We start from the raw sequence: 25772 nt of genomic DNA, 5'->3' as shown, positions 1-25772 counted from the left end.
ACAGCCTCGCGACAGAATGTGTGAAACCTGTTTGGTTGTCATGCAGATCCCATATGCACCCCTGGCATGCGCATAACCTCAGGCCATGTGCGCGTACGTACTGGTCGCCGAGGACGATCCCAAGCAGGCCGAACTGCTCAGGCGGTATCTGGAGCGGGAGGGCCACGAGGTCCTCGTCGTGCACGACGGGCGTTCCGCGATCGACGAGGCAAGGCGGGCGGATCCCGGCCTCGTGGTGCTCGACGTGATGATGCCGAAGGTCGACGGGCTGGACGTCTGCCGGGTGCTACGTGCCGAGTCCGACCTGCCGATCCTGATGCTGACCGCCAGGTCCACCGAGGACGACCTGTTGCTGGGGCTCGACCTCGGCGCCGACGACTACGTGGCCAAGCCGTACAGCCCCCGTGAGCTGATGGCCCGCGTGCGAACGCTGCTGCGCCGTACCGGCAGGTCCCAGGACGCCGACCGGCGGCTGTTCCAGGCGGGCGATCTCGTCGTGGACCCGATCAGGCACACCGTCACCGCGGCGGGCACGCCGGTGGAGTGTACGCTCGCGGAGTTCCGGATCATCGAGACGCTGGCCGCCGAGCCGGAACGGGTGTTCACCAGGAAGCAGTTGCTGGAGCGTGTCCACGGCTTCGACAGGTTCATCACCGAACGCACGGTCGACGTGCACGTGATGAACCTGCGCAGGAAGATCGAGCCTGATCCGCGCCGCCCGGTCCGGTTGCTGACCGTGTACGGCGTCGGCTACAAGCTGACCCACGCATGAGGTCGCTGTTCGTCAGGCTGCTCACGAGTTCGGCCGTCGTGGCGGTCTGCTCGATCAGCGCGACGGCGTGGCTGGCCGCGAGCAGCACCTCCGGCGCCATCCAGCGCGAGCAGGGGCAGACGCTGGCCAGCGACGCCCAGATCAACAACAACCTGCTCGGCTACGCCTCCCGCCATCCGGACTGGTCGGGCGTCGCCGCCACCGTACGTGATCTCGCCGCCCGGCACAGCCGTCGCATCGCGTTGACCACCGAGAAGGGCACCCTCATCGCGGACTCGGCGACCGCCGGGACCCCACTGCCCTCCAGGGTGTCGGCCGTCGTCGACCCGCTGGCCGTGGACGTGACCCTGGTGCCCGGGGCGGCCAGGGACCGGATCGATCCACGCGCGGTGGGTCCTTTCCTGCTGCCCGCCTCCGAGCGCGCCCGGCTGGTCAAGGCCGTCGACAACTACGCCATCTGTGCCGGCCGTGTCAGACAGACCGTACAGATGACCGTCTCGAACACCGGCCGGCCCGTCGTGACGACGACCGCCATGGAGGCCGACCAGGAGCCACGCCCGGTGCCGCGCGAGTTCCCCGTGCTGAGGGACGTCTGCGACGCCACTCCCTTCAGCGCGCCGACGCGCACCGAGAAGGCCGCGTTGAAACAGCTCAACCACCTGGTCGGCAGATGCCTCAAAGGCAAGAGCAAGGAACGGGGCTCGGTCGGCCTCGACTTCGCCTGGGTTTCCAAGGAGAGGCGGCCTCCTGACGCGGAACCCGAACAGACGATCTCGTCCTGCATCGTCACCGCCCGCAAGGAGCAACTCGATCCCTACGTCGCCCCCGCGGCCTACCTGTACATCGGCTCCCCCACCGAGGCCACCGGCCAGCGCTTCCCGCTCCCCTCGATCGCCGGCGCCGCCCTCCTCGTGCTCGTGCTGACCGTGGGCGTGAGCGTCATGGCGGCCCGGCGCCTGGTCATGCCCGTCAACGCGCTCACCCACGCCGCGCGACGGATGCGTGACGGGGACAGCTCCGCCCGCGTCACCGTCAGGACGACCGGCGAGATCAACGAGCTCGCCACGGCGTTCAACGAGATGTCGGAACACCTTCAGCGCATGGAGGAGCAGCGCAAGGCCATGGTCAGCGATGTCTCCCACGAGCTGCGGACCCCGCTGAGCAACCTCAGGGGGTGGCTGGAGGCGGCCCAGGACGGCGTCGCCGAGCTCGACCCGGCGCTGATCGCCTCACTGGTCGAGGAGATCCTGCTGTTGCAGCACATCGTCGACGACCTTCAGGAACTCGCCCTCGCCGACGCGGGCAAACTCCGTCTGCACGTCGAACCCGTTCACCTCGGCGACCTTCTCGACCAGGTGGCCACCGCTCACCGAAGCCGGGCAGAGGCCGCGGGGCTCACCCTGACCACCACCGTCATCGGCGACCCCTCGCTGACCGCGGATCCGGTACGGCTCCGTCAGGCCGTCGGCAACCTGGTCACCAACTCCCTGCGCTACACGCCACCCGGCGGGCACATCACGCTGTGCGCCCGCCAGGACGGCGACCGGGTCGTCATCGAGGTGACCGACACGGGGGTCGGGATCCGCGCCGAGTATCTCCCCCACGTCTTCGACAGGTTCTGGCGAGCCGAGAAGTCCCGCAACCGGCGGACCGGGGGCAGCGGACTCGGGCTCGCCATCGTGCGCAACCTGGCCGAGGCGCACGGCGGCACGGCCACGGCCACCAGCGTGCCAGGCGTCCGCACGACGTTCACCCTGCGCCTTCCTGCGTAGCGAGCCCCGAACCAGGCGGGCGGCCACTCCTGGCACGATTCAGCCTCACCAGGTGGCCGAGACGCAGGGTATGTGTACGCGCCTCTTGGCTCATGACCATCCCCTGTAAACGATCATCTGGTCAGCCCCACGAGTGTCCTTCCTGGAGAGGAACAGCAGGATCGTCGCGGCGACGTAGAGGAGCCAGACCACGATCGCCGGCCAGGCGGCCAGGTGCGAGTATCGCTCCAGGATTTCATCGGCCCGGAAAACCGACGTCAACCACAGGAAGAAACAGAGCAGCGTGTACGGTACGAGGCCCACCGTCATGGCGGCCCGCGTGCCCGGCGTCCCGCCTCGTCGCCATGCCAGAGCCGCCAGCGCCAGCGTGATCGCCCCTAGCATGGCGTAGGAGTACAGAAGCGTCTGGGCCTTGTCCAGCGCGAACTCGGTGTAGAAGCTCACCCCGTCACCGCCCTTCTCCTGTCTCTCCGACTCCGCCGCAAGGCCGGGCAGAAGAGCGAGGCCGACTCCCACGACCACCAGCTCGCACAGGCAAGCCGCCAGCAGGCACATGGAAGCACGTCCCGGAACCTTCAATCCCGCCCTCCCTCATCGCCGCCTTCTCCTGGGACCATGGCGGAACCTGCTTGCGAGGCGCTTGTGGGTCACAAGGAAATCCCGCCGAACCCTGATCGCGAACACGTCTCGAAACCAGGGCTTCGGCGTAGTGAGGATTCACCCGTTTGCTTGATCGGGGTTCCGGAGCACGCTCGGAGAGTGGGTGCGAGCCGTACGAGCGCGATCCAGAGGATTACTCCTCTGCGGGAATCAGGCCTGTCTGGCAGGCGGCCCACTCGGACGGGTCACCTGGCTTGACGTTGGTGCCGTTGATGCCGCGGTGGCCGTCCGAGGACCTTGGACAGGTGCTGCCGGCCACACCCGGATGGAGTACGGCCGGTGAAATCCAGGTCAGGCCTCGCCGGAGGTCAGGCCGACGGGGCAGCTCACACTGGTGCCGGCCACCGTGCACTGCCAAGTGGCCGGTGGGCCTCAGACTCCGATGACCTTGACGGTTTTTCCGCAGAGCTTGTACATGTCGTCCTCGTCGGAGGTGAGGACGATCACCGGCTTGACCGCACGCAAGGCGGTGGCAGCCACCACGGCATCGATGGCGTACTTGTGACCGTGCAGCCGAGCCTCGCGAAGAAGCTCGATCGCCCGCACACAGATGTCCTCGGTCACCGGCTCGACCTTCAGCCGGGACAGATGCCATGTGAGGCGATCATTCTTCACTCGGACGTCCTGAGCCTCGATCGGCGTCATCGCGCTGACGACGACTCGGAAGTCGTTGTCCTGGGCCTCGCGCACGATCGCGGTCACCCTCTGATCGGCCTCGCACCACCTGACGAGGCCTTCGCAGTCGAGGACCACGGTGCCCGCGCTCAGCTTGCTTCGTGTGCGCGCCATCCGCCCTCTTCCTGGAGCTCGGGTGCGGATTTCACGCTGCGAAACAGCTCCGCCGCCTCATCGCGCAATCCTTGCGGAATCGGCCCACAGGCGGTCTCGTTCGCCTGAAGTGCCTCCTCCAGGAGATCCCGCTCGATCTGACGTTCAACCGCGGCATCGACATAGGCGGAGAACCCGCGCGCTCCAACGCGTTCCCTGACCGCCCGGATGTTCCCCGCGCGCAAGGAGACACTCACCTTGGCCGCCGGGCCGTCCCCCGGGGCGAACTCCCGCTCAGGCACACTCATGCAGTCAGTTTACTACTTCAAGTAGCAAATGGCTGGGAAGTTCACCACTCACTTGGATCGAGCGGTCGAGCTCTACTCCTCTGCGGGAACCAAGCCCCTCCGGCAAACGTCCCACTCGGATGGATCACCTGGATTGACGTTGGTGCCGCAGTAACGTTCAGTGCATTTGCACCATGAGGGAACCCTCCGCGAGAGTCTCCGGCCACGAACCGACGCCGGGTAGCCGACGACCTTCGCAAATTGTGTGCCCGGCAGGCGCTTCCGCCCCCTGGGCTGGTCACCTGTCCGCGCCCTGTGTCAGAGTGACCGGCATGCTCGCGATCACCGTACTGACAGAGGACGGTCACCGGCACGTCCGGGCAAGCGCTGGGAAACTCGCCGAACTGGTCAACCGGCTGGGCGGTCAGAACGATAGGTTCCTGGTTATCCAGCGGATTCCCGACCTACCCGAAGTCTTCATCCAGGTATGGCACGAGGATGAAGGCGACTATGAGCTGGAACACCGCGACGGGGCATCCGACCGGCACTTCCAGGCGGTAGTCGACAGGCCCGAGTCGGTGATCGCGGCCATGACCCGCTGGGCTTGCCTTGAAGACGAATGGGGCTCCGGCCTGAATTGGACCCCGCTGGACCTGGGCCTCCCCGAACCTCCACCGTCTCTCGAACTTGACGAGGACGAGCGCAAGGAGCTCGATGCGCGCATCCGTGAAGTGATCGTGGGCGGTTACGCGACACGGGCACAACTGGCCGAGATCGCACAGGACTATCTCGTGTCAGGAGACCGCCGACCGGTCTCTCCCGAACAGGCACGCCGGTTAGTGGACCGAATGTGGCTGGAGCGCGTCGAGGAGCAAGCCTCCTGGAAGGGGGAGACGGACCCGGAACGGCTCAGCCGGGCCTTCACCGCCCTGGAAGCCACAGGCATCACGGCGAGGGAGAACTTCGCCTGCTGCCGTACTTGCGGTCAGGCGGAGATCGCAGCGACAGGCTCACCGGATGCCCGCGGCTATGTCTACTTCCACAGCCAGTGCACGGACTCGGCCACAGCCGGCCACGGGCTGGCACTCCTGTACGGCGGATTCGACTGTTCATCGGATACGACGGCGTCCATCGGCCGAGAGACCGTAGCCGCACTCCAGGAGACCGGCCTTTCGGTGGAGTGGAACGGCGATCCCCTGCAGACCATCACTGTTGTCCCTCTCGACTGGCGCAAACGCCTCATCGGCTAAGGCACGTCCTGCAGTAAAGATCGCCATCGGGGACGTCGACAGCCCAGACCGTCGTGGGATGAGCCTGGGCCAGGCTACGTGTCAGGTCAGGTCACGCCTCACCGGCTATGAGGCCGAAGAGGCAGGTGTCCCGGCACCGACCTGAGTCCGCACGAGAGTCTCCCGCTGCCGTGCTCACTTCTCCGAGTCCGTCAGGCCCGTCTGGCAGCTGGCCCACTCAGATGGGTCACCTAGCTTGACGCTGGTGCCACCAACGCTGCAGTAACCCGCGAGGTGTCGGCAGCATGACGACAGGTTTCCTGTCGGCGTTGAGGCCTCGGCTCAAGCAGCGGGAGCCCGTGGTGTAAAGCGAACCTCGACATCCGCGTCCAGGGCACGCGCCAGACGTTCCAGAACCGGCAACGTGGGAATGGTCCCGCCCGCCTCGAAGCGCGCCACGGCCGACTGTGTCATGCCTGCCGCACGAGCCAGGTCGTTCTGACTCCAGCCTCGCCCCTCACGCATCCCCCGGACCGTCTTACCCAGTTCGTAGGCGAGACGTGTGGCCTCATAAGCCTCAGCCGCGCCCGGCTCGGTCATCCGACGATCTCTGAGCTCTCGCCAGCTCCCCTGCTCGCTCATGCTGTTTCTTCCTCCTCGTCGACGGTGTGCGCCAGTTCGACACAGCGACGCATGGCTCGCCGAGCCCGCTCAACTTCACGGTCATCACGCATCCGCGTCTTGTGAAACACGGTCAAGAGCACGATCCGGCGATGAGGTGCGATCCAGTAGGTGATGCGCATGGCGAACTCGTCAAGGTGAAACCGGAGCTCACGTAGCTTGCCGTCAAGCTGCTTCGTGTAGGGCTCCCCCAGCAGGGGCCCTTCCGCCGCAAGCAGATCAACATAGAAAGCCGCCCTCGCGAACGATGCCGCAGGTAGACCTTCAAGCCACTTCTGAACTTCCGGTTCCAGTTCTACGGTACCCCAGCTCATAGCGTTGATGCTATAGGCCACACCTTCGTCGCACTCTGCTTTCAACTGAACACAGCCGCCTACCGAAGGAGCATCTTCGCCGAGGAAGACGGCGAAACCGGACGATCAACGAATACGGCTCACGCCCACAAGATGAGCGGAAGCCGTATGAGTGGACCCCGGAGGCTACTCCTCGGTCGGGACCAGACCCGTCTGGCAGGCGCCCCACTGGGACGGGTCACCTAGTTTGACGTTGGTGCCGCCGATGCCGCAGTAGCCGCCGGGGTTCTTGTAGAGGTACTGCTGGTGATACTCCTCGGCAAGGTAGTAGGCACCCGCCGGGGCGATCTCGGTGGTGATGGGGCCGTAGCCCGACTCGGTGAGCACCTGCTGGTAGGCGTCACGCGAGGTGAGAGCCGACTTCTCCTGCTCGGGGGAGTTGAAGTAGATCGCCGAGCGATACTGCGTGCCGACGTCGTTGCCCTGGCGCATGCCCTGGGTGGGGTTGTGCGCCTCCCAGAAGACGCGCAGCAGCTCCTCGTACGACACCTTGGAGGGGTCGAAGACGACGCGGACGAGCTCGGTGTGACCGGTCTGGCCGCTGCAGACCTCCTCGTACGTCGGGTTCTGGGTGTAACCACCCGCGTATCCGACCGAGGTGGAGATCACGCCCGGGGTCTGCCAGAAGATGCGCTCGGCGCCCCAGAAACAGCCGAGGCCGAAGTCGGCGATCTCGCTTCCCTCGGGGTACGGCGGGGCGAGCGGGGCGTCGAGGACGGCGTGCCGGCCGGGCACCATGATCGGTGTGGGGCGGCCGGGGAGCGCGTTCTCCGGGGACACCATCGTCGTCTTGTCCTTGCCGAACAACCAGCCCATTGTGAACCTCCTCCTGACACGTTCTCACCAGGAGGCAACCACGGGCCACCCCTCCGTGTTCCCGTAAGGATCTCTTAACAGATAGAAAAGCACTACTAAATTGCGGTAAATAAAGTAAGGGGCGAAGATGGGCTACATGCCTGAAACGCGCCGGGGAGTTCTGTACGGCATCGCCGCCTACAGCATGTGGGGACTGTTCCCGCTGTACTGGCCGCTCCTGAAGCCCTCCACCGCCCTGGAGATCCTCGCTCACCGTATCGCGTGGTCTCTCGTCGCCGTGGTCGCCATTCTGGCGGTGCGACGCCACTGGTCCTGGTTCCGCGCGCTCCTGCGCACTCCGCGGAAGCTCGGCCTCCTCGTCCTGGCGGCGGCGATCATCACGGTCAACTGGGGCCTCTACATCTACGCCGTCAACAGCGGCAACGTGGTCGAAGGAGCGCTCGGCTACTTCATCAACCCGCTGGTCAGCGTGCTCTTCGGGGTGTTCCTGCTGAAGGAGCGGCTGCGAAGGTGGCAGTGGGTCGCGGTGGGACTGGGCACGGTGGCGGTGGTCATCCTCGCCTTCGACTACGGGCGGCCGCCGTGGATCGCGCTCGTGCTGGCCGCGAGCTTCGGCACGTACGGGCTGGTCAAGAAGACCGCCGGGGTGGGCGCGGCGGAGAGCATGACGGTCGAGACGCTGGTGCTGCTGCTGCCCGCGCTGGGCTACCTCGTCTACCTGGAGCAGCAGGGGACGAGCACGTTCGGCAACGTGGGAGCGGGCCACGCGTTGCTGCTGGCGGGGGCGGGTGTGGTCACCGCCGTCCCGCTGCTCTGCTTCACCGCCTCCGCGATCCGGATACCGCTCACCACGATCGGCCTGCTGCAGTACATCGCCCCGCTGCTGCAGTTCCTGTGCGGTGTGTTCGTCATGCGGGAGGTCATGCCGCCCAGTCGCTGGCTGGGATTCTGCGTCATCTGGCTGGCGCTGTCGGTCTTCACCTGGGACAGCCTCAGGGCGGCCGCCCGGTCCCGCCGGACGGTCGCGGAATCCGTCCCGGCACGAGAGCCCGGGAGTGTGGAAAGCGTGGAAACCGTGCCACGGTGACCGGGGACGGTCAGGAGCCGCGTACCGCGAGGACGAGCGGGCTGAGCTCCGGGTCGACGTCGGCCTGTTCCAGGGCCGCGGCGAGCGAGCGCTCGTAGGTGGGCGTGGCCCCCGCCAGGCGGGTGCGCCCCTCGTCGGTGATCACCGAGTAGACGCCGCGACGGTCGTCCGAGCAGAGGTCACGCCGGGTCATTCCGGCCGATTCGAGGCGGGCGACAAGGCGGGTGACCGAGCTCTGGTTGAGTCCCACCGCCTCGGCGAGCTCCTGCATGCGCATGCAGCCGCCGGGAGCGGTGGCGAGCCGTCCCAGTGCGCGGTACTCCGACAGGCCGAGGCCGTGCCCGCGCTGGAGTGCCTTGGTCAACTCCGCCTCCACGCGAGCGTGCAAGAGGGCGAAACGGTCCCACGACATGGTGATTCCTCCTGGGGTGTTCCATCGGCAGGAGTCTACATGCACGTACATTATTTGCTTTCATCTGCAAGCAATATCGTGGAAGAGACACGAAAAAAGCTCGGCCGAGCCAGCCGATGATCATGCCTGCGGTGGCCCACCCGAACGTTTCACGAGGCGGTCACGCGGGGCGGATGACCATGCCCGCGACAGCGGGCCCGGACGTTTCACGACGTGGTCGCGCGGGGCGGGTGACGGGCCCCGACGGGGTCAGGGCTGGGCGGACAACTCCCCCACGTGGTCAGACCAGGCCGAACGGCTCCCCGGCAGGTGCCGGGCGGCGGGACCGTGCCCCGGCCCGCACGACGGGCCGGGCGTCAGCCGGACCGCTCCACCACGTAGTCGCACAGTGCCAGGTAGGCGGCGCGGGCCGGGATGTCGGGAAGGCCGTTGAGCGCCTCGCGGGCACGGTCGGCCCAGGCGAGCAGCTCGGCGCGGGCACGCTCCATCGCGGGGTCGGCGCGGAGCAGGCGCAGGGCCTCCTCGATGTCCTCCTCCGCCACCGGACCGGCCAGCAGCTCGCGCAGGCGGGCGTTCTCGGGAGCGTCCGAGGCGAGGACGTAGAGCACCGGCAGGGTCCGGATGCCCTCGCGCAGGTCGGTTCCCGGCGTCTTGCCCGACTCGCCCGTCTCGGCGGCGACGTCGAGCAGGTCGTCGCCGAGCTGCCAGGCGACCCCGATCGCCTCGCAGGCCCGGGTCACACGCTCGATGATCTCGGGCGAGGCACCGCTGAGCATCGCGCCGAACCGGCCACCGGTGGCCACCAGCGAGCCGGTCTTGTCGGCCAGCACCCCGATGTAGTGGGCCACCGGGTCGTCACCGGGGCGAGGACCGATGGTCTCGCGAATCTGGCCGCGCACCAGGCGGGAGAACGTCTGGGCCTGGATCCTGATGATGTCGGAGCCGAGGTCCGCGAGGATCTCCGACGCCTGGGCGAACAGGTAGTCGCCGGTCAGGATGGCCACGGTGTTGTTCCAGCGGGCGTTCACCGAGGCGGAACCCCTGCGGACCGAGGCCTCGTCCATCACGTCGTCGTGATAGAGCGTCGCCAGGTGGGTCAGCTCGATCACCACGGCTCCCGGCACCACGCCCGCGGACTCCGGTGAGCCGAACTGGGCGGCGAGCAGGACCAGCATCGCCCGGAACCTCTTGCCGCCGGCCTCGATGAGGTGCTTGGACGCCTCCGTGACGAAGGCGTCCTCGCTCTGCACCGAGGACCGCAGCAGCTTCTCGACCTCCGCCAGTCCGGTAGCGAGGTCCTGCGCCAGCCGTTCGTCGACAAGCGGGAGATCAACAACCGGTGGCGCAGCCATGAAACGTTACTCCTCTAGCGAATGAACAGCGCGGACGCAGCCTTGTCCGCGAGATCGAGCACCGGCTGCGGGAAGACTCCGAGCACTACCGTAGCCGCTGCCGCGAGAGCGACCACCGCCGAGGTGCCCACCGTGGGAGCCGCGATGGACGGCCCGTCGGCGGAGGGCTCGCTGAAGAACATCAGCACGATGACGCGGACGTAGAAGAACGCCGCGATCGCCGAACTGACCACACCCACGACGACCAGCGGCAGCGCGTCACCGGCGACCGCCGCCGAGAAAACGGCGTACTTGCCGAAGAAACCGCTGGTGAGCGGGATGCCGGCGAAGGCGAGCAGGAAGAAGGCGAAGATGCCCGCGAGCACCGGGGCGCGCTTGCCCAGACCGGCCCACCGGGACAGGTGCCCGGCCTCGCCTCCCGCGTCGCGGACCATGGTGACGACCGCGAAGGCGCCGACCGTGGTGAAGCCGTACGCGGCCAGGTAGAACAGGATCGCCGACAGGGCCTGCGCGTTCTGCTCGGCGGCGCCGACCGCGACGACGCCGGTGAGCAGGAAGCCGGCGTGCGCGATCGAGGAGTAGGCGAGCATCCGCTTGATCTCGGTCTGGGTGATCGCCAGGATCGCGCCGACGATCATCGTCAGGATCGCGACGCCCCACATGACCGGCTTCCAGTTCCACTCAAGACCCCCCAGAGCCACCCAGAAGACTCTGAGGACGGCACCGAAGGCCGCGACGAGCACGGTGGAGGCCATCAGGGCGGTGACCGCGGTGGGCGCGCCCTGGTAGACGTCAGGCTTCCACGCCTGGAACGGCGCGGCTCCGATCTTGAAGAGCAGGCCGATGCCGAGCATCGCGGTACCGATCAGCAGCAGCGTCTCCTGGCCGCTGACCGCGCTGAGCGAGTCGCTGATGGCCCGCAGGTCCACCGATCCGGCGTAGCCGTAGACCAGGGCCATCCCGTACAGGAAGAAGGCCGAGGAGAACGCGCCGAGCAGGAAGTACTTGACCGACGCCTCCTGCGAGAGCAGGCGGCGACGACGGGCCAGGCCACAGAGCAGGTACAGCGGCAGGGACAGGACCTCAAGCGCGACGAACATGACCAGCAGGTCGTTGGAGGCGGCGAAGAGCAGCATGCCGCCGACCGAGAACAGCAGCAGCGGATAGACCTCGGTCTGGGCGTGGCCGCTGAGGATCGCCTCCTCCTCGTCGGGGCTTCCCGGCACCGCCGCCGCCTGCGCGACGAACTGGTCCTCGTCGTTGATCAGGAGCGTGCTGACCAGGGCGAGAACGAGGATGATGCCCCAGATGAACAGGGAGGGCCCGTCCACCGCGATGGAGCCCATCGCCGCCGGGGTGTCCGGCAGGCCGTTGACGGCGTTGAGCACCGTCATGAGGAACGCCCCGAGCAGGGCGAGCAGCGTGAGCGGCATGTGGATCGACTTGCGCAGGTAGCGGGGCGCGAACGCCTCGATCAGCACGCCGAGGATGGCGGCACCGAAGACGAGCAGCAGCGGCGAGAGCAACGCGTACTCGATCATCGGGGCTTTGATGGTGTCGTTCACTCCCCGGCCCCCTTCTGGTCTGCCACGGCGGGGTTGGGCTGGTCGATCTTGACGCTGGTGAGCGTCTTGTCCACCGCGGGATTGATCACGTCGAGCACCGGCTTGGGATAGAAGCCCAGGATGAGGAGCACCGCGATCAGCGGAGCCACCACGTACATCTCACGCCGGTTGAGGTCGGGCATGGCGTAGGTCTTCTTCGGGGAGTCGGCCGTGACCTGCGCGGATCCTTCCTCCGAGGAGACCGGCTCCTTCGGGGAGGAGGCGGCCACGGCGTACGCCGGGTTCGGAGCACCGGTCATCATGCGCTGGTACATCCACAGGATGTAGACGGCCGCGAGGACGACGCCGCTCGTCGCGATGATCGCCGGGATCGGGTAACGCTCGTAGGTGCCGACCAGGACCATGAACTCGCTGACGAACGTGGACAGACCCGGCAGGGAGAGCCCGGAAAGACCGGCGATCAGGAAGGTGCCCGCGAGCAGCGGGGCGACCTTCTGCACGCCTCCGTAGTCGGCGATCTGACTGGAACCCCGGCGGTAGATCAGGAATCCGGCGATGAGGAACAGCGCGCCGGTCGAGAAGCCGTGGTTCACCATGTAGAGGGTGGCGCCCGCGCCCGCGTGCGCGGTCATCGCGAAGACACCCAGCGCGATGAAGCCGAAGTGCGAGATCGAGGTGTAGGCGATCAGGCGCTTCATGTCGGTCTGGCCGATCGCCACGATCGCGCCGTAGACGATGCCCACGACCGCGAGCACGATCACCAGCGGGGTGAAGAACTTCGACGCCTCGGGGAACAGCTCCAGGCAGAAGCGGAGCATCCCGTACGTACCGACCTTGTCCAGCACGCCCACCAGCAGCACCGCGGCACCGGCGGGGGCCTGCGCGGCGGCGTCGGGCAGCCAGGTGTGGAACGGCCACAGCGGCGCCTTCACCGCGAACGCGATGAAGAAGCCCGCGAAGAGCCACTTCTGCGTGGTCGGGTCCTGAACGACCCCGATCAGGTCGGGGAACATGAAGGTGTTCTTCTGGGCGACCACGTAGAGCGCGATCACCGCGACCAGCATGAGCAGGCCACCGAAGAGCGAGTACAGCAGGAACTTCACGGCCGCGTAGGACCGCTGCGCCCCGCCGTACGACCCGATCATGAAGTACATCGGGATGAGCATGGCTTCGAAGAAGACGTAGAACAGGAAGACGTCGGTCGCCGCGAAGACGCCGATCATCATCGCTTCCAGCACCAGCAGCAGCGCGAAGTAGGTCTTCACCGACCGCTTGGGCGGTGCCGCGGCCCCCGAGCCGTCGGCGTCGTGCCAGGAGGCGAGGATCACGATCGGCACCAGCACCGCCGACAGCGCGATCAGCACCAGGGCGATGCCGTCGACGCCGACGCCGTAGTGGACGCCGAAGCTCGGGATCCACTCGTAGACCTCGGCGAACTGGAACCGCGTCCCGGACGGGCTGAACTGGGCCGCGATGGCGCCGGTGAGCAGCAGCACGACGAGCGAGACCACCAGGGCCAGCAGCTTGGCGAGCTTGTCACTCTTGACAAGGGAGACACCCACCGCGCCCAGCAGGGGCACGGCTATCAGGGTCGAGAGCCAGGGCATCACATGTTCCCTACGTAGAGCAGCGCGCCAACGACCACGGCGGCACCGAAGAGGATGGACAACGCGTAGGACCGCACGTAGCCGGTCTGGATGCGGCGCAGCCGCCCGGAGGTCCCGCCGATCCCCGCCGCCAGGCCGTTGACCAGGCCGTCGATGCCGCGGTTGTCGAAGAACACCGCGATGCGGGCCAGCCACTGGCCGGGGCGCATGAACAGCGCCTCGTTCAGCGCGTCGCCGTACAGGTCACGGCGGGCGAAGGTGGTGACGAACGAGCCGCGCGGGGCGACCCGGGGCACCTCGGCGGCGCCGTAGCGGAACCAGGCGAGCACGACGCCGACGGCGACCAGCGCGAGCGTGGTCAGGCCGGGGACGCTGACGAAGTGAAACACCGGCCACTCCTCGGGCCGGCCCACCGCCGGGGCGAGGAACCTCATGAGCCGGTTGTCCAGGATCATGAAGGCGCCCAGGACGATCGAGCCGATCGAGAGCAGGATGAGCGGCACGGTCATCACCGAGGGCGACTCGTGCGGGTGCGCGTCGTCGGCCCAGCGCTTCTTGCCGAAGAAGGTCATGAAGACCATCCGCGACATGTAGAAGCCGGTGATGCCCGCGCCCAGCACCGCGAGCCAGCCCAGGATCTGGTTGTGGTGCATCGCCGTCTCGATGATGCCGTCCTTGGTGAAGTAACCGGACAGCAGCGGGAAGCCGATGATCGCGAGGTAGCCGACGATGAAGGTGGCCGCGGTGACCTTCATCACCGAGAACAGGCCGCCGTACTTGCGCATGTCGACCTCGTCGTTCATGGCGTGCATCACCGAGCCCGCCCCGAGGAACATGTTGGCCTTGAAGAAGCCGTGCCCGATCAGGTGCGCGATGGCGAACGCGTAGCCGACGGGGCCGAGGCCCGCGCCGAGCATCATGTAGCCGATCTGCGACATCGTCGAGCCCGCGAGGCCCTTCTTGATGTCGTCCTTGGCGCAACCGATGATCGCACCGGCGAGCAGCGTGGCCACACCGACGATCGTCACGACGAGCTGCGCGGTCGGGGCCGCCTCGAAGAACGCGCCGGAGCGGACGACCAGGTAGACGCCCGCGGTGACCATGGTCGCGGCGTGGATGAGCGCCGAGACCGGGGTCGGGCCCTCCATCGCGTCCAGCAGCCACGACTGCAGCGGCAGCTGGGCCGACTTTCCGCAGGCGCCCAGGAGCAGCAGCAGGCCGATCGCGGTGATCGTGCCCTGCGAGACGCCGCCGGACTGGAGCGCCCCGTCCACGGTCTGGCCGGACAGCTCGCCGAAGGCGACCGTGCCGAACGTCGTGAAGATCGTGAAGATCGCGATCAGCAGGCCGAAGTCACCGACGCGGTTGACGATGAAGGCCTTCTTCGCCGCGGCCGCCGCCGAGGGCTTGAACTGCCAGAACCCGATGAGCAGGTACGAGGCGAGGCCCACGCCCTCCCATCCGATGAACAGGGCGACGTAGTTGTCGGCCAGCACCAGCAGGAGCATCGCCGCGACGAACAGGTTCAGGTACGCGAAGAACCTGCGCCGGTCCTGGTCGTGCGACATGTAGCCGATCGAGTAGATGTGGATCAGCGATCCCACACCGGTGATCAGCAGGGCGAAGCTGATCGACAGCGGGTCGATCAGCAGCCCCATGTCGGCGATGCCGGGGATGAACTGGTAGAGCGCGACGCCCTGGCGGCGCTGTGCTTCGGGCAGGCCGAGGATCTCGACGAAGGCGGCGACCGCCACCACGAAGGCGGCCAGGGACATCGCGACGCCGAGGAGGTGCCCCCAGCGGTCGGTGCGACGCCCGCCCAGCAACAGGACCGCGGCGCCGAGCAGCGGGAGGGCGATCATGAGCCAGGAGACTCCGATCACGCCCCCGGAATGCTGGATGATCTCAGCGGGTTCCACGGCCACCTCTTAGTACTTCAGCAGGTTGGCGTCGTCCACCGACGCGGACCTGCGGGTTCGGAAGATCATCACGATGATGGCGAGGCCGACGACGACCTCGGCCGCGGCCACCACCATCACGAAGAACGCGATGATCTGGCCGTCCAGGTTGCCATGCTGTCTGGCGAAGGTGACGAACGCGAGGTTGCAGGCGTTGAGCATGAGCTCCACGCACATGAACACCACGATCGCGTTGCGCCGCACCAGCACACCGACGGCGCCGATCGCGAACAGCAGCGCGGAGAGCACCAGATAGTGAGTCGTCACTTGCCGTCCTCCTGCTGGAGTGCCGCGTCCCTCACATGGACGGGCTCGTCGCCCGAGTCGGAGTCACGGCCCTGCGCCGCCTCCTTCTCCAGGACCTGCTTGATGAGCGCCGCCTTCTCCGGGTCGGTCGGCTCGAAGCCCTCCGCGACCTGCCGGGCGAGCACCCGGTTGACGGACTTCTCCGAGACCGTGCCGTCGGGCAGCAGGGCCGGCATGTCGATCGCGTTGTGCAGCGCGTAGGTGCCCGGCCCCGGCAGCGGCGAGGGCTGCGGGCCGGCGAAGCGGGCGCGGGCCAGGTCACGCTGGGTGGCCTTGGGCCGGATGCGCTCGCGGTGCGCCAGCACCATCGCGCCGAGCGCGGCGGTGATCAGCAGCGCCGAGGTGACCTCGAAGGCGAAGACGTATCTGGTGAAGATGAGCTCCGCCAGACCGGGCACGTTGCCGCCCGCCGCCTGCACGGCCGCGTCGAGGCCGACGGGCGGAGCGTAGACGGCGTTGCCGACGCCCAGGGCGAGCAGCACCGCGAAGCTCAGGCCCGCGACGGACGCCCACAGGCGCTGTCCCCTGATCGTCTCGACCAGCGAGTCGGCGGAGTCGACGCCGACGAGCATCAGGACGAACAGGAAGAGCATCATGACCGCGCCGGTGTAGACGATGATCTGCACCGCGGCGAGGAAGGGTGCCTCCTGGACGGCGTACAGCACGGCGAGCGACAGCATGACGACGCCCAGCATCAGCGCCGAGTAGACCGCCCTGCGGCTGAAGACGAGCCCGAGGGCGGCCCCCACCGAGACGACCGCGAGAACCCAGAACGTGATGGTCTCACCCATTGTTGCGTCCCAGCCGGTAGTAGTCCTCTTCGTTCTCGCCGAGACGCATGGGGTGCGGCGGGATCTCCATGCCGGGACCGAGCGGCGCGAGCAGCATCTCCTTGGTGTAGATCAGGCTCTCACGGCTGGTGTCGGCGAGGTCGTACTCGTTGGTCATCGTGAGCGCCCGTGTCGGGCACGCCTCGATGCACAGGCCGCACAGGATGCACCGCAGATAGTTGATCTGGTAGGTGCGCCCGTAGCGCTCACCCGGCGAGAACCGCTCCTCGTCGGTGTTGTCCGCGCCCTCGACGAAGATCGCGTCGGCCGGGCAGGCCCAGGCGCACAGCTCGCAGCCGACGCACTTCTCCAGGCCGTCGGGCCAGCGGTTGAGCTGGTGCCGGCCGTGGAAGCGCGGCGCCGTGGGCCGCTGCTCCTCGGGATAGTTGACCGTCTCGACCTTCTTGAACATCGTGTGGAAGGTCACGCCGAACCCCTTGATGGGGTTCAGCCAATCAGTTGCTCCCACTGGGAACCTCCTTGCGCGCTACACCGTGGTAGTGCGGCAGGTCGAGCGGCGGCACCGGGAAGCCACCCGCGGACGGCTCGGCTTGGAGTTGCTCGAACTCGGCCTCGACCTGGGCGGCCTTGGCCTCCTTGCGCTTCTGCAGCACGCTGTCGAAGCGCCACCAGATCCCGAGGCAGGCGATCATCACGACCGCGGCCAGGATGAGCACGAGCGAGCGGTCGATGCCCTCCAGCTGCAGGGCCCGCACCGTGGCGACGAGCATGATCCAGGCCAGGTTGACCGGGATGAGGATCTTCCAGCCGAGGGCCATCAGCTGGTCGTACCTGACGCGCGGCAGCGAGGCCCGGCACCAGACGAAGAAGGAGAAGACCAGCACCATCTTGAGGAAGAACCACAGCAGCGGCCACCAGCCGGTGTTGGCCCCGTCCCACATCGAGATCGGCCACGGGGCCCGCCAGCCGCCCATGAACAGGGTGATGGAGACCGCGGAGACCACGAAGACGTTGACGTACTCGGCGAGCATGATGACCGCGAACTTCAACGAGTTGGAGTATTCGGTCTGGAAGCCGCCGACCAGCTCGCCCTCACCCTCGGGCAGGTCGAAGGGGACCCGGTTCGTCTCGCCCAGCATCGTGATGATGTAGATCAGGAAGGACGGGATCAGCAGGACCATGTACCAGGAGGGCATCGGGATCTCCAGGCCGAAGAGCGGGAACACCCCGCCCGACGCCTGCTTCGCGACGATCTCCGAGGTGGAGAGGGTCCCGGCGAACAGGAAGACACCCACGAACGACAGGCCCATCGCGATCTCGTACGAGACCACCTGGGCGCTGGCCCGCAGTCCGCCGAGCATCGAGTAGGGGGAGCGCGAGCCCCAGCCCGCCAGCACGATGCCGTACACGCCGATCGAGGCCATCGCGAGCACCAGCAGCACCGCGACCGGCAGGTCGGTGAGCTGCAGCGGCGTCTGCACCCCGAACATCGAGACCATCGGGCCCATCGGGATGACGGAGAAGGCCATGAAGGCCGGGACCGCCAGGACGACCGGGGCGATGAAGTAGATCACCTTGTCGACGGTCCTGGGCATCAGGTCTTCCTTCAGCCCCATCTTGAGACCGTCGGCCACCGACTGGAGCAACCCGAACTTGCCCGCCCGGTTGGGGCCGTACCGGTTCTGCATGCGGGAGATGAGCTTGCGCTCGAACCACACGCCGAACAACACGCCCAGCATCAGGACGATGAAGATGACGACGGCCTTGATGATGCTGATCCAGAGCGGGTCCTTGCCGAAGTCGGCGAGGGTCGGATCGGCCGCTAGAAGAGTCCGGGCATTCATTACCGCTCCTCGTTGGCTTCGCCGGCGGCACGTGCCTCGCCGGCCGTGGTGCCGGTGGCACGCTCGTCGGGTCCGGTGCCCGCGACGGTGCTCGCCGAGCCCGGCGTGACCGGGCTCGCCGCGGCGGGCGCGACGGCGGCGTCTCCTGCAGGCACGACTTCAGGCACGACGCCTGGCGAGGAGGCGCCGATCCTGACGACGTCACCGGCGACGGCGCGCAGGTCCCGGGTGACCGAGCGGCCCGCGGAGTTGGCGGGCAGCCACACCACCCGGTCGGGCAGGTCCGCGATCCGGAAGGGCAGGCTCAGCGAGCCGCGCTCGCCGGTGACGACGATCTCGCCGCCGTCGACCAGGCCGGACTCGGCCGCGGTCGACTCCGACACCAGCGCGTACGCCGGACGGGCGGTGCCCGCCAGGTACGGCTCTCCGGCCTGCAGGCGACCGTCGTCGAGCAGCAGATGCCAGCTCGCCAGGACGGCCTCTCCCGCGGCCGGCCTGGCCGCGGTCCGGCCGGTGGCGTCGGGAGCCGCGGCCCTGGGGCCGCGCCACGCGCCGATCGCGCCGAGCTCGCGGCGGGCGGCGGCCGGGTCGGGCAGGCCGAGGTGCACGTCCATCGCGTCGGCGATGGCGGAGACGACCCGCAGGTCGCTCATGATCCCCGGAACCGGGATCGCCTCGGCGAAGGTGCGCCCGCGTCCCTCCCAGTCGACGAAGGTGCCCGACTTCTCGGCCACCACGGCGACGGGGAGCACCACGTCGGCGCGGTCGGTGACCGCGCTGGCGCGCTGCTCCAGGCTCACGATGAACGGGGTGTTCTCCAGGGCGAGCAGTGCGGCCTGCGGCGCCGGCAGGTCGTAGGGGTCGACACCGGCGACGACGAGGGCGTCGATCTGGCCGTCGAGCGCCGCCGCCAGCATGGCGGTGGTGTCGCGGCCCTCCCCCTCGGGCAGGGAGGCGACGTTCCAGGCCCTCGCCACCTCGGCGCGGGCGGTCTCGTCGCCGACCGGGCGGCCGATCGGCAGCAGGTTCGGCAGCGCACCGGCCTCGATCGCCCCGCGCTCACCGGCGCGGCGCGGGATCCAGGCCAGCCGGGCGCCGGTGGAGTCGGCGAGCCGCAGCAGCGCCGAGAGCGCGCCCGGCACGGTGGCGAGCCGCTCACCGGCGAGGATGATCGCGCCCGGCTGCCTGATCGCCTCGGCGGCGATCGCGTCCACCGCGGCCAGGTCGTCCAGCACTGCGGTCTCGGTGCCCGGCACCGCCGGGATGAGGGTGCCGCCCATCTTCGCGAGGCCGGGACCGGCGAACGGGGCGACCGAGAAGACCTTCAGGCCCTTCTTCCGTGCCGCCTTGCGCAGGCGCAGGAAGACGATCGGCGACTCCTCGTCGGGTTCGAACCCGGCCAGGAGCACCGCGGGCGCCTTCTCCAGGTCGGCGTAGCGGACCTCGATGCCCCGGCCGGCGACGGCGTGCGCCAGGAAGCGCGCCTCCTCCTCGGAGTGCGGCCTGGCGCGGAAGTCGACGTCGTTCGTGCCGAGGGCGATCCGGGCGAACTTCGCGTACCCATACGCCTCCTCGACGGTGAGGCGACCGCCGACCAGCACGCCCGCGCGTCCGCGTGCCGCGGACAGGCCCTTGGCGGCCGCGGCGAACGCCTCGGGCCAGGAGGCGGGGACCAGGCGTCCCTCCTCGTCACGGACGAGGGGGGTCTTCAGCCGGTCGGGCTGGGTGGCGTAGGTGAAGGCCCAGCGACCCTTGTCGCAGTTCCACTCCTCGTTCACCTCGGGGTCGTCCCCGGCGAGGCGGCGGGTGACCTTGCCGCGCCGGTGGTCGGTGCGCAGCGAGCAGCCGCTCGCGCAGTGCTCGCAGGCGCTGGGCGTGGAGACCAGGTCGAACGGGCGGGCCTGGAAGCGGTACGCGGCACCGGTCAGCGCGCCCACCGGGCAGATCTGCACGGTGTTGCCGGAGAAGTAGGACTCGAACGGGCGGCCGTCGGCGGTGGCGACCTGCTCCTTGGCGCCGCGCTCGAAGAAGTCGATGAGCGGGTCGCCGGCGATCTCGTCGGAGAAGCGGATGCAGCGCGCGCACTGGACGCAGCGCTCGCGGTCGAGCAGCACCTCGGAGGAGAGCGCGACCGGCTTCTCGAAGATCCGCTTCTTCTCGACGAAGCGGCTCTCGCCCTGGCCGTTGGACATCGCCTGGTTCTGCAGCGGGCACTCGCCGCCCTTGTCGCAGACCGGGCAGTCGAGCGGATGGTTCAGGAGCAGCAGCTCCATCACGCCGCGCTGCGCCTTCTCGGCGACCGGGGAGGTGAGCTGGGTCTGCACGACCATGCCCTCGGCGACCTCGATCGCGCAGGAGGGCTGCGGCTTGGGGAAGCCGCGGCCGTTGCCGGCGTCGGGGATGTCCACCAGGCACTGGCGGCAGTTGGCGGCCGGTTCGAGCAGCGGGTGGTCGCAGAACCGGGGGATCTGGATGCCGAGCAGTTCGGCGGCCCGGATGATGAGCGTGCCCTTCGGGACGCTCACCTGGAAGCCGTCGATGGTGACGGTGACCAGGTTCACCGGCGCCTGCTGCTCCGGGGTGGTTTCGACGGTCATGGCGTCTCCTCCGTCGGCCTGGTGACCGAGACGGTGCTGTGCTTGCCGGTTGCCTGGATCCGCGCGCTCACTGGGCACCCCACACCGTGGACGGGGCGTGATCGAACGGGCAGCCGCCGATCTCGAAGTGCTTGAGGTATTCGTCGCGGAAGTGCTTCACCGACGAGTGGATGGGGCTGGTGGCACCGTCGCCCAGGGCGCAGAAGGAGCGTCCCAGGATGTTGTCGGCGATGTCGGTGATCGTGGTCAGGTCCTCTTCGGTGCCCTGACCCTTCTCCAGCCGCTTGAGCACCTGCTTGAGCCAGAAGGTGCCCTCCCGGCAGGGGGTGCACTTGCCGCACGACTCGTGCGCGTAGAACTCCGTCCAGCGGAGCACCGCGCGCACCACGCAGGTGGTCTCGTCGAAGATCTGCAGGGCCCGGGTGCCGAGCATCGAGCCCTTCGCCCCGACGGACTCGAAGTCCAGCGGGACGTCGAGGTGCTCGTCGGTGAAGATCGGGGTGCTCGACCCGCCGGGGGTCCAGAACTTGAGCCGGTGTCCCTCGCGGATGCCGCCGGACATCTCCAGCAGCTCGCGCAGCGTGATGCCGAGCGGGGCCTCGTACTGGCCGGGCCTGGTCACGTGGCCGCTCAGCGAGAAGATGCCGAAGCCCTTGGACTTCTCCGTGCCCATCCCGGCGAACCAGTCGGCGCCGTTGGCGATGATGGAGGGAACACTCGCGACCGACTCGACGTTGTTGACGACGGTCGGCGAGGCGTACAGGCCCGCCACGGCGGGGAAGGGGGGCTTGAGCCGAGGTTGGCCGCGATAGCCCTCCAGCGAGTCGAGCAGCGCCGTCTCCTCGCCGCAGATGTAGGCGCCGGCGCCGCTGTGCACGACCAGCTCCAGGTCGAAGCCGGAGCCGAACAGGTCGGTGCCGAGGTGGCCCTTGGCGTACGCCTCGGCCACGGCCGCCTGCAGGCGGCGCACCACGTGCAGCACCTCGCCGCGCACGTAGATGAAGGCGTGGTTGGCCCGGATCGCGTACGCGGTGATGATGACGCCCTCGACGAGCGCGTGCGGGTTCGCCATCATCAGCGGGATGTCCTTGCACGTGCCCGGCTCGGACTCGTCGGCGTTCACCACCAGATAGTGCGGCTTGCCGTCCCCCTGGGGGATGAAGCCCCACTTCATGCCGGTGGGGAAGCCCGCGCCGCCTCGGCCGCGCAGTCCGGAGTCCTTGACGGCCTGGATGACGGCGTCGGGGTCCATGCCCAGCGCCTTCTTGGCCGCCGAGTAGTCGCCGTAGCCCTCCAGGGTGAAGGAGTTGGGCTGGTCCCAGTTCGCGGTGAGAACCGGGGTGAGAGTGGTCACTTCGTCTCCTCGCCTGACAGCCCGTCGCTCCGTGACGAGGCCGCGCCGTGCCTGTCGGCACGCTCGTTACGCCCGCACGCGCCGGTCTGACCGGCGCGTCCGCTCGTGGTGGCTCCGCTGCGTGTCACGCTCACGCCTCCGGAGCCTTCCATCCGTTCGCCTTCGCGATCTTCAGGCCCTCCAGGGAGGCGCCCTTCGCCGAAGGGCCGTCGCCGGCCAGGCCGTCGGGCAGGCCCGCGAGCACCCGGGAGGCCTCCTTGAACGTGCAGAGCTTCTTCGGACCCCGGGTCGGGGAGAGTTCCTTGCCGTCCCTGAGGTCGTCGACGAGCTGCTTGGCCGACGCCGGGGTCTGGTTGTCGAAGAACTCCCAGTTGACCATCATCACCGGGGCGAAGTCGCAGGCGGCGTTGCACTCCAGCCGCTCCAGCGAGACCTTGCCGTCGGGGGTCGTCTCGTCGTGGCCGATGCCGGTGTGCTCGGACAGCTCGTCCCAGATCTGGTCGCCGCCCATCACCGCGCAGAGCGTGTTGATGCACACGCCCACGTGGTACTGGCCCATCGGCCTGCGCTTGTACATCGTGTAGAAGGTGGAGACTCCGACGACCTCGGCCTTGCTCAGGCCGAGGATCTCGGCGCAGAACTCGTGGCCGTCGTCGGAGACGTAGCCGTCCTCGGACTGCACCAGGTGCAGCAGGGGCAGCAGGGCCGACCGCGGCTTCGGGTAGCGGCCGATGATCTCCTTGGCGTCGCGCTCCAGGCGCTCCCGCACTTCCGGCGCGTACCCCTTGGACACGGTCGCGCTCACCTCCTCGCCGCCCGCGCGGGCGGCCTCGTTCGAGGGCTCGCCGCCCAGGGCGGTGGTCGTCCCGAGGGCGCTCTCGCCCGTCAGGCCGGTGCCCGTGCTCGCGTCGACCTTCTCGTGCGCCGGCCGGCCGTCCGTACCCTTGCTGGAACTCATCGGTCGACACCTCCCATCACCGGGTCGATCGAGGCCACCGCCGAGATGACGTCGGCGACCATGCCGCCCTCGCACGTCACGGGCATGGCCTGCAGGTTCGTGAAGGACGGGTCGCGGAAGTGTACGCGGTAGGGGCGGGTACCGCCGTCGCTGACCACGTGGGCGCCGAGCTCGCCCCGGGGCGACTCGACGGCGGCGTACGCCTGCCCCGCCGGGACCCGGAAGCCCTCGGTCACCAGCTTGAAGTGGTGGATCAGCGCCTCCATGGAGCCGCTCATGATGTGCGCGATGTGGTCGGGCGAGTTGCCCAGGCCGTCGGGCCCGAGCGCGAGCTGCGCGGGCCAGCCGATCTTCTTGTCGTCGACCATCACCCGGCCGTTCTTGAGCGGCCCGGAGAGGCGGTCGAGAGCCTGCTCGATGATCTTGAGCGACTCCTCCATCTCGGCGACCCGTACCAGGTAGCGGCCGTAGACGTCGGCGGTCTTCTCGGTCGGGACGTCGAACTCGTAGGTCTCGTAGCCGCAGTAGGGCTGCGACTTGCGCAGGTCCCACGGCAGTCCCGCGGCCCGCAGCATCGGGCCGGTGACGCCCAGCGCCATGCAGCCGGTGAGGTCGAGGTAGGCGACGTCCTTGGTGCGGGCCAGGTAGACCGGGTTCGCGTCCAGCATCTTGCGCATGTCCCTGATGCGCCCCGGCATGACCTTGAGCAGCTCGCCGACCTTGTCGACGGCGCCCGCGGGCAGGTCGACGGAGACGCCGCCCGGCCTGACGTAGGCCATGTTCATCCGCAGGCCGGTGATGTACTCCATCACGTCGAGCACCATCTCGCGCTCGCGCGACCCGAACAGGAACGGCGTGGTCGCGCCCAGCTCCATGCCGAAGGTGCCGATCGCCACCATGTGCGAGGAGATCCGGGTGAGCTCCATCATCATCACGCGGATCGCCTGGGCCCGCTCGGGGACCCGGTCGGTGATGCCGAGCAGCCGCTCGACGCCCATGCAGTAGGCGGTCTCGTTGAAGATCGGCGCCAGGTAGTCCATCCGGGTGACGAACGTGGTGCCCTGGGTCCACGTCCGGTATTCGAGGTTCTTCTCGATGCCGGTGTGCAGGTAGCCGATGACCGTGCGGGCCTCGGTGACCGTCTCGCCGTCCAGGTTCAGCACCAGGCGGAGCACGCCGTGCGTGGACGGGTGCTGGGGGCCCATGTTGATGACGAGCTGCTGGTCCTGCTGGCCGGAGAGGCTCTCGACCAGCTCGCTCCAGTCGTTGCCCGAGACGGTGTAGACCTTGCCTTCGGTGGCCTCGTCGTACGCGTCGTACGGGCCGTTCCCGACCGTCTCCTTCGTCTCCTGGTGAGGGACGCTCATGTGTAGGACCTCCTCTGGTCCGGCGCGGGGATCTCGGCGCCGCGGTACTCGACCGGGATTCCGCCGAGCGGGTAGTCCTTGCGCTGGGGGTGACCGTCCCAGTCGTCGGGCATCATGATCCGGGTCAGCGCCGGGTGCCCGTCGAAGACGATGCCGAAGAAGTCCCAGGTCTCGCGCTCGTGCCAGTCGTGCGTCGGGTAGACGGAGACCGTGGAGGGGATGTGCCGGTCGTCGTCGGGGCAGGAGACCTCGACGCGCAGGCGGCGGTTGTGGGTGATCGAGCACAGGTGGATCACCGCGTGCAGCTCCTGGCCCTCCAGGTGGGGGTAGTGCACGCCGGAGACGCCGAGCGAGAGCTCGAAGCGCAGGGCGGCGTCGTCGCGCAGGATCCTCATCACGTCGAGCAGGCGCTCACGCCTGACGTGGAAGGTCAGCTCGCCGCGGTCGACGACCACGCGCTCGACGGCGTCGCCGAGGTCGCCGCCGAGGGCGCGCTCCAGCTCGTCGGCGACGGTGTCGAAGTAACCGCCGTACGGGCGGGGGCTGGACAGTTCGGGCTTGCGCCGCACGACGAGGCGGCCGTAGCCCGAGGTGTCACCGGTGCCCGAGGCGCCGAACATGCCCAGGTGGGCGATCGGCTCCTTCGGCACCTCGGGGAGGTTCTCGGTGGGCTCGCTCGTCATTTCTTGGCGCTCCCCTGGTCGATCAGCGGCAGCGTCCGCAGGGCCTGCAGTTCGAGCTCGTCGATCTGCTTGGCGCGGTGCGCGCCGAACTTCATGTTCTGGATCTTGTCGTGCAGCTTGACGATCGCGTCGATGAGCATCTCGGGGCGCGGCGGGCAGCCGGGCAGGTAGATGTCGACGGGGACGACGTGGTCGACGCCCTGCACGATCGCGTAGTTGTTGAACATGCCGCCGCTGGAGGCGCAGACACCCATCGCGATGACCCACTTGGGCTCGGCCATCTGGTCGTAGATCTGGCGCAGCACCGGGGCCATCTTCTGCGAGAGCCGCCCCGCGACGATCATCAGGTCGGCCTGGCGCGGAGACGCCGAGGCGCGCTCCATGCCGAAACGCGCCAGGTCGTGCTTGGGACCGCCGGTGGACATCAGCTCGATGGCGCAGCACGCGAGGCCGAACGTCGCCGGCCAGACGGAGTTCTTGCGCGCCCAGCCGGCCACCTGCTCGACCGTGCTGAGCATGAACCCGCTCGGAAGTTTCTCTTCAAGACCCATAT

Annotated in this window: 25 protein-coding genes; 4 read left to right on the top strand and 21 right to left on the bottom strand. The window is 68.3% G+C overall.

The annotated features are described in order from the left end of the window. The first annotated feature begins 85 nt into the window (after window positions 1-85). Together ABT352_RS05350 and ABT352_RS05345 are read left to right on the top strand one after the other, a co-directional pair. A complete protein-coding gene (locus tag ABT352_RS05350; protein ID WP_350942662.1) occupies window positions 86-772 on the top strand; it encodes a response regulator transcription factor in 687 nt (228 codons plus the stop codon). Continuing rightward, window positions 769-2544, top strand: coding sequence for a sensor histidine kinase (locus ABT352_RS05345; RefSeq protein ID WP_350942660.1), 1776 nt, complete (start codon window positions 769-771; stop codon window positions 2542-2544). The genes ABT352_RS05350 and ABT352_RS05345 overlap by 4 nt, the downstream gene beginning before the upstream one ends. A gap of 90 nt (window positions 2545-2634) precedes the next feature. On the opposite strand, the gene ABT352_RS05340 is transcribed toward ABT352_RS05345, so the two are convergent. The 3 genes from ABT352_RS05340 to ABT352_RS05330 form a co-directional block, all read right to left on the bottom strand. Further along, window positions 2635-3123: a hypothetical protein gene (locus tag ABT352_RS05340; RefSeq protein WP_350942658.1), complete on the bottom strand. Its 489-nt coding sequence runs from the start codon at window positions 3121-3123 to the stop codon at window positions 2635-2637. Between the two features lie 453 nt (window positions 3124-3576). Continuing rightward, the gene (locus tag ABT352_RS05335; RefSeq protein ID WP_502992792.1) at window positions 3577-3906 is read right to left on the bottom strand and encodes a PIN domain-containing protein; all 330 of its coding nucleotides are present in this window, start codon (window positions 3904-3906) and stop codon (window positions 3577-3579) included. Window positions 3907-3968: 62 nt separating this feature from the next. After that, the gene (locus ABT352_RS05330) at window positions 3969-4280 is read right to left on the bottom strand and encodes a hypothetical protein (RefSeq protein ID WP_350942654.1); all 312 of its coding nucleotides are present in this window, start codon (window positions 4278-4280) and stop codon (window positions 3969-3971) included. A gap of 311 nt (window positions 4281-4591) precedes the next feature. Here ABT352_RS05330 and ABT352_RS05325 point away from each other — a divergent pair, with 311 nt between their 5' ends. Next, window positions 4592-5509: a DUF6891 domain-containing protein gene (locus tag ABT352_RS05325; RefSeq protein ID WP_350942653.1), complete on the top strand. Its 918-nt coding sequence runs from the start codon at window positions 4592-4594 to the stop codon at window positions 5507-5509. Window positions 5510-5830: 321 nt separating this feature from the next. On the opposite strand, the gene ABT352_RS05320 is transcribed toward ABT352_RS05325, so the two are convergent. The 3 genes from ABT352_RS05320 to msrA form a co-directional block, all read right to left on the bottom strand. Further along, entirely contained in the window at window positions 5831-6130 is a 300-nt protein-coding gene (locus tag ABT352_RS05320) for a helix-turn-helix domain-containing protein (RefSeq protein ID WP_350942651.1), read from the bottom strand. Beyond that, the gene (locus ABT352_RS05315) at window positions 6127-6483 is read right to left on the bottom strand and encodes a type II toxin-antitoxin system RelE/ParE family toxin (protein WP_350942649.1); all 357 of its coding nucleotides are present in this window, start codon (window positions 6481-6483) and stop codon (window positions 6127-6129) included. The genes ABT352_RS05320 and ABT352_RS05315 overlap by 4 nt, the downstream gene beginning before the upstream one ends. A gap of 165 nt (window positions 6484-6648) precedes the next feature. Next, complete coding sequence (gene msrA / locus ABT352_RS05310; protein WP_350942647.1) at window positions 6649-7338, bottom strand: peptide-methionine (S)-S-oxide reductase MsrA; 690 nt, start codon at window positions 7336-7338, stop codon at window positions 6649-6651. Window positions 7339-7474: 136 nt separating this feature from the next. On the opposite strand from msrA, the gene rarD reads away from it, so the two are divergent. After that, on the top strand, window positions 7475-8425 hold the full coding sequence (gene rarD / locus ABT352_RS05305; protein WP_350942646.1) for an EamA family transporter RarD: 951 nt from the start codon (window positions 7475-7477) through the stop codon (window positions 8423-8425). 10 nt (window positions 8426-8435) lie between these two features. Here rarD and ABT352_RS05300 read toward each other — a convergent pair whose 3' ends face one another. The 15 genes from ABT352_RS05300 to ABT352_RS05230 all read right to left on the bottom strand — a co-directional run bounded on the left by ABT352_RS05300 (window position 8436) and on the right by ABT352_RS05230 (window position 25770). Next, the gene (locus ABT352_RS05300; protein WP_350942644.1) at window positions 8436-8837 is read right to left on the bottom strand and encodes a MarR family winged helix-turn-helix transcriptional regulator; all 402 of its coding nucleotides are present in this window, start codon (window positions 8835-8837) and stop codon (window positions 8436-8438) included. Window positions 8838-9193: 356 nt separating this feature from the next. Continuing rightward, complete coding sequence (locus ABT352_RS05295; RefSeq protein WP_350942642.1) at window positions 9194-10189, bottom strand: polyprenyl synthetase family protein; 996 nt, start codon at window positions 10187-10189, stop codon at window positions 9194-9196. A 14-nt stretch (window positions 10190-10203) separates the two neighbouring features. Then, the gene (gene nuoN, locus ABT352_RS05290; RefSeq protein WP_350942640.1) at window positions 10204-11754 is read right to left on the bottom strand and encodes an NADH-quinone oxidoreductase subunit NuoN; all 1551 of its coding nucleotides are present in this window, start codon (window positions 11752-11754) and stop codon (window positions 10204-10206) included. Continuing rightward, window positions 11751-13361 carry an NADH-quinone oxidoreductase subunit M gene (locus ABT352_RS05285; RefSeq protein ID WP_350942638.1) on the bottom strand — a complete coding sequence of 537 codons (1611 nt, stop codon included), beginning with the start codon at window positions 13359-13361 and terminating at the stop codon, window positions 11751-11753. Before ABT352_RS05285 ends, nuoN begins: the two co-directional genes overlap by 4 nt. Continuing rightward, entirely contained in the window at window positions 13361-15223 is a 1863-nt protein-coding gene (nuoL, locus tag ABT352_RS05280) for an NADH-quinone oxidoreductase subunit L (protein ID WP_350943546.1), read from the bottom strand. Before nuoL ends, ABT352_RS05285 begins: the two co-directional genes overlap by 1 nt. 66 nt (window positions 15224-15289) lie before the next feature. Beyond that, window positions 15290-15586 carry an NADH-quinone oxidoreductase subunit NuoK gene (gene nuoK, locus ABT352_RS05275; protein ID WP_350942636.1) on the bottom strand — a complete coding sequence of 99 codons (297 nt, stop codon included), beginning with the start codon at window positions 15584-15586 and terminating at the stop codon, window positions 15290-15292. Beyond that, window positions 15583-16416: an NADH-quinone oxidoreductase subunit J gene (locus ABT352_RS05270; protein ID WP_350942635.1), complete on the bottom strand. Its 834-nt coding sequence runs from the start codon at window positions 16414-16416 to the stop codon at window positions 15583-15585. Before ABT352_RS05270 ends, nuoK begins: the two co-directional genes overlap by 4 nt. Next, window positions 16409-16924: an NADH-quinone oxidoreductase subunit NuoI gene (nuoI, locus tag ABT352_RS05265; RefSeq protein ID WP_350942633.1), complete on the bottom strand. Its 516-nt coding sequence runs from the start codon at window positions 16922-16924 to the stop codon at window positions 16409-16411. Before nuoI ends, ABT352_RS05270 begins: the two co-directional genes overlap by 8 nt. Then, window positions 16911-18260 carry an NADH-quinone oxidoreductase subunit NuoH gene (gene nuoH, locus ABT352_RS05260; RefSeq protein WP_350942631.1) on the bottom strand — a complete coding sequence of 450 codons (1350 nt, stop codon included), beginning with the start codon at window positions 18258-18260 and terminating at the stop codon, window positions 16911-16913. Before nuoH ends, nuoI begins: the two co-directional genes overlap by 14 nt. After that, window positions 18260-20857 (bottom strand): NADH-quinone oxidoreductase subunit G, encoded by a 2598-nt coding sequence (locus tag ABT352_RS05255; protein ID WP_350942629.1) that lies wholly within the window; start codon window positions 20855-20857, stop codon window positions 18260-18262. The genes nuoH and ABT352_RS05255 overlap by 1 nt, the downstream gene beginning before the upstream one ends. Window positions 20858-20924: 67 nt before the next feature. Next, window positions 20925-22211 carry an NADH-quinone oxidoreductase subunit NuoF gene (nuoF, locus tag ABT352_RS05250; protein ID WP_350942628.1) on the bottom strand — a complete coding sequence of 429 codons (1287 nt, stop codon included), beginning with the start codon at window positions 22209-22211 and terminating at the stop codon, window positions 20925-20927. A 130-nt stretch (window positions 22212-22341) separates the two neighbouring features. Continuing rightward, a complete protein-coding gene (gene nuoE / locus ABT352_RS05245; RefSeq protein WP_386202398.1) occupies window positions 22342-23016 on the bottom strand; it encodes an NADH-quinone oxidoreductase subunit NuoE in 675 nt (224 codons plus the stop codon). A gap of 149 nt (window positions 23017-23165) precedes the next feature. After that, a complete protein-coding gene (locus ABT352_RS05240; RefSeq protein WP_350942626.1) occupies window positions 23166-24536 on the bottom strand; it encodes an NADH-quinone oxidoreductase subunit D in 1371 nt (456 codons plus the stop codon). Next, window positions 24533-25219, bottom strand: a complete 687-nt coding sequence (locus tag ABT352_RS05235; RefSeq protein ID WP_350942625.1) for an NADH-quinone oxidoreductase subunit C — start codon at window positions 25217-25219, stop codon at window positions 24533-24535. Before ABT352_RS05235 ends, ABT352_RS05240 begins: the two co-directional genes overlap by 4 nt. Then, window positions 25216-25770, bottom strand: a complete 555-nt coding sequence (locus tag ABT352_RS05230; RefSeq protein ID WP_350942624.1) for a NuoB/complex I 20 kDa subunit family protein — start codon at window positions 25768-25770, stop codon at window positions 25216-25218. Before ABT352_RS05230 ends, ABT352_RS05235 begins: the two co-directional genes overlap by 4 nt. Window positions 25771-25772 lie beyond the last annotated feature (2 nt).

Origin of the sequence: Streptosporangium sp. NPDC000563, from assembly GCF_040299985.1 — a bacterium.
Classification (GTDB): Bacteria; Actinomycetota; Actinomycetes; order Streptosporangiales; family Streptosporangiaceae; genus Streptosporangium.
Note: the sequence above shows the minus strand (reverse complement) of the source record. Positions and strands in the feature narration are given on the sequence as shown.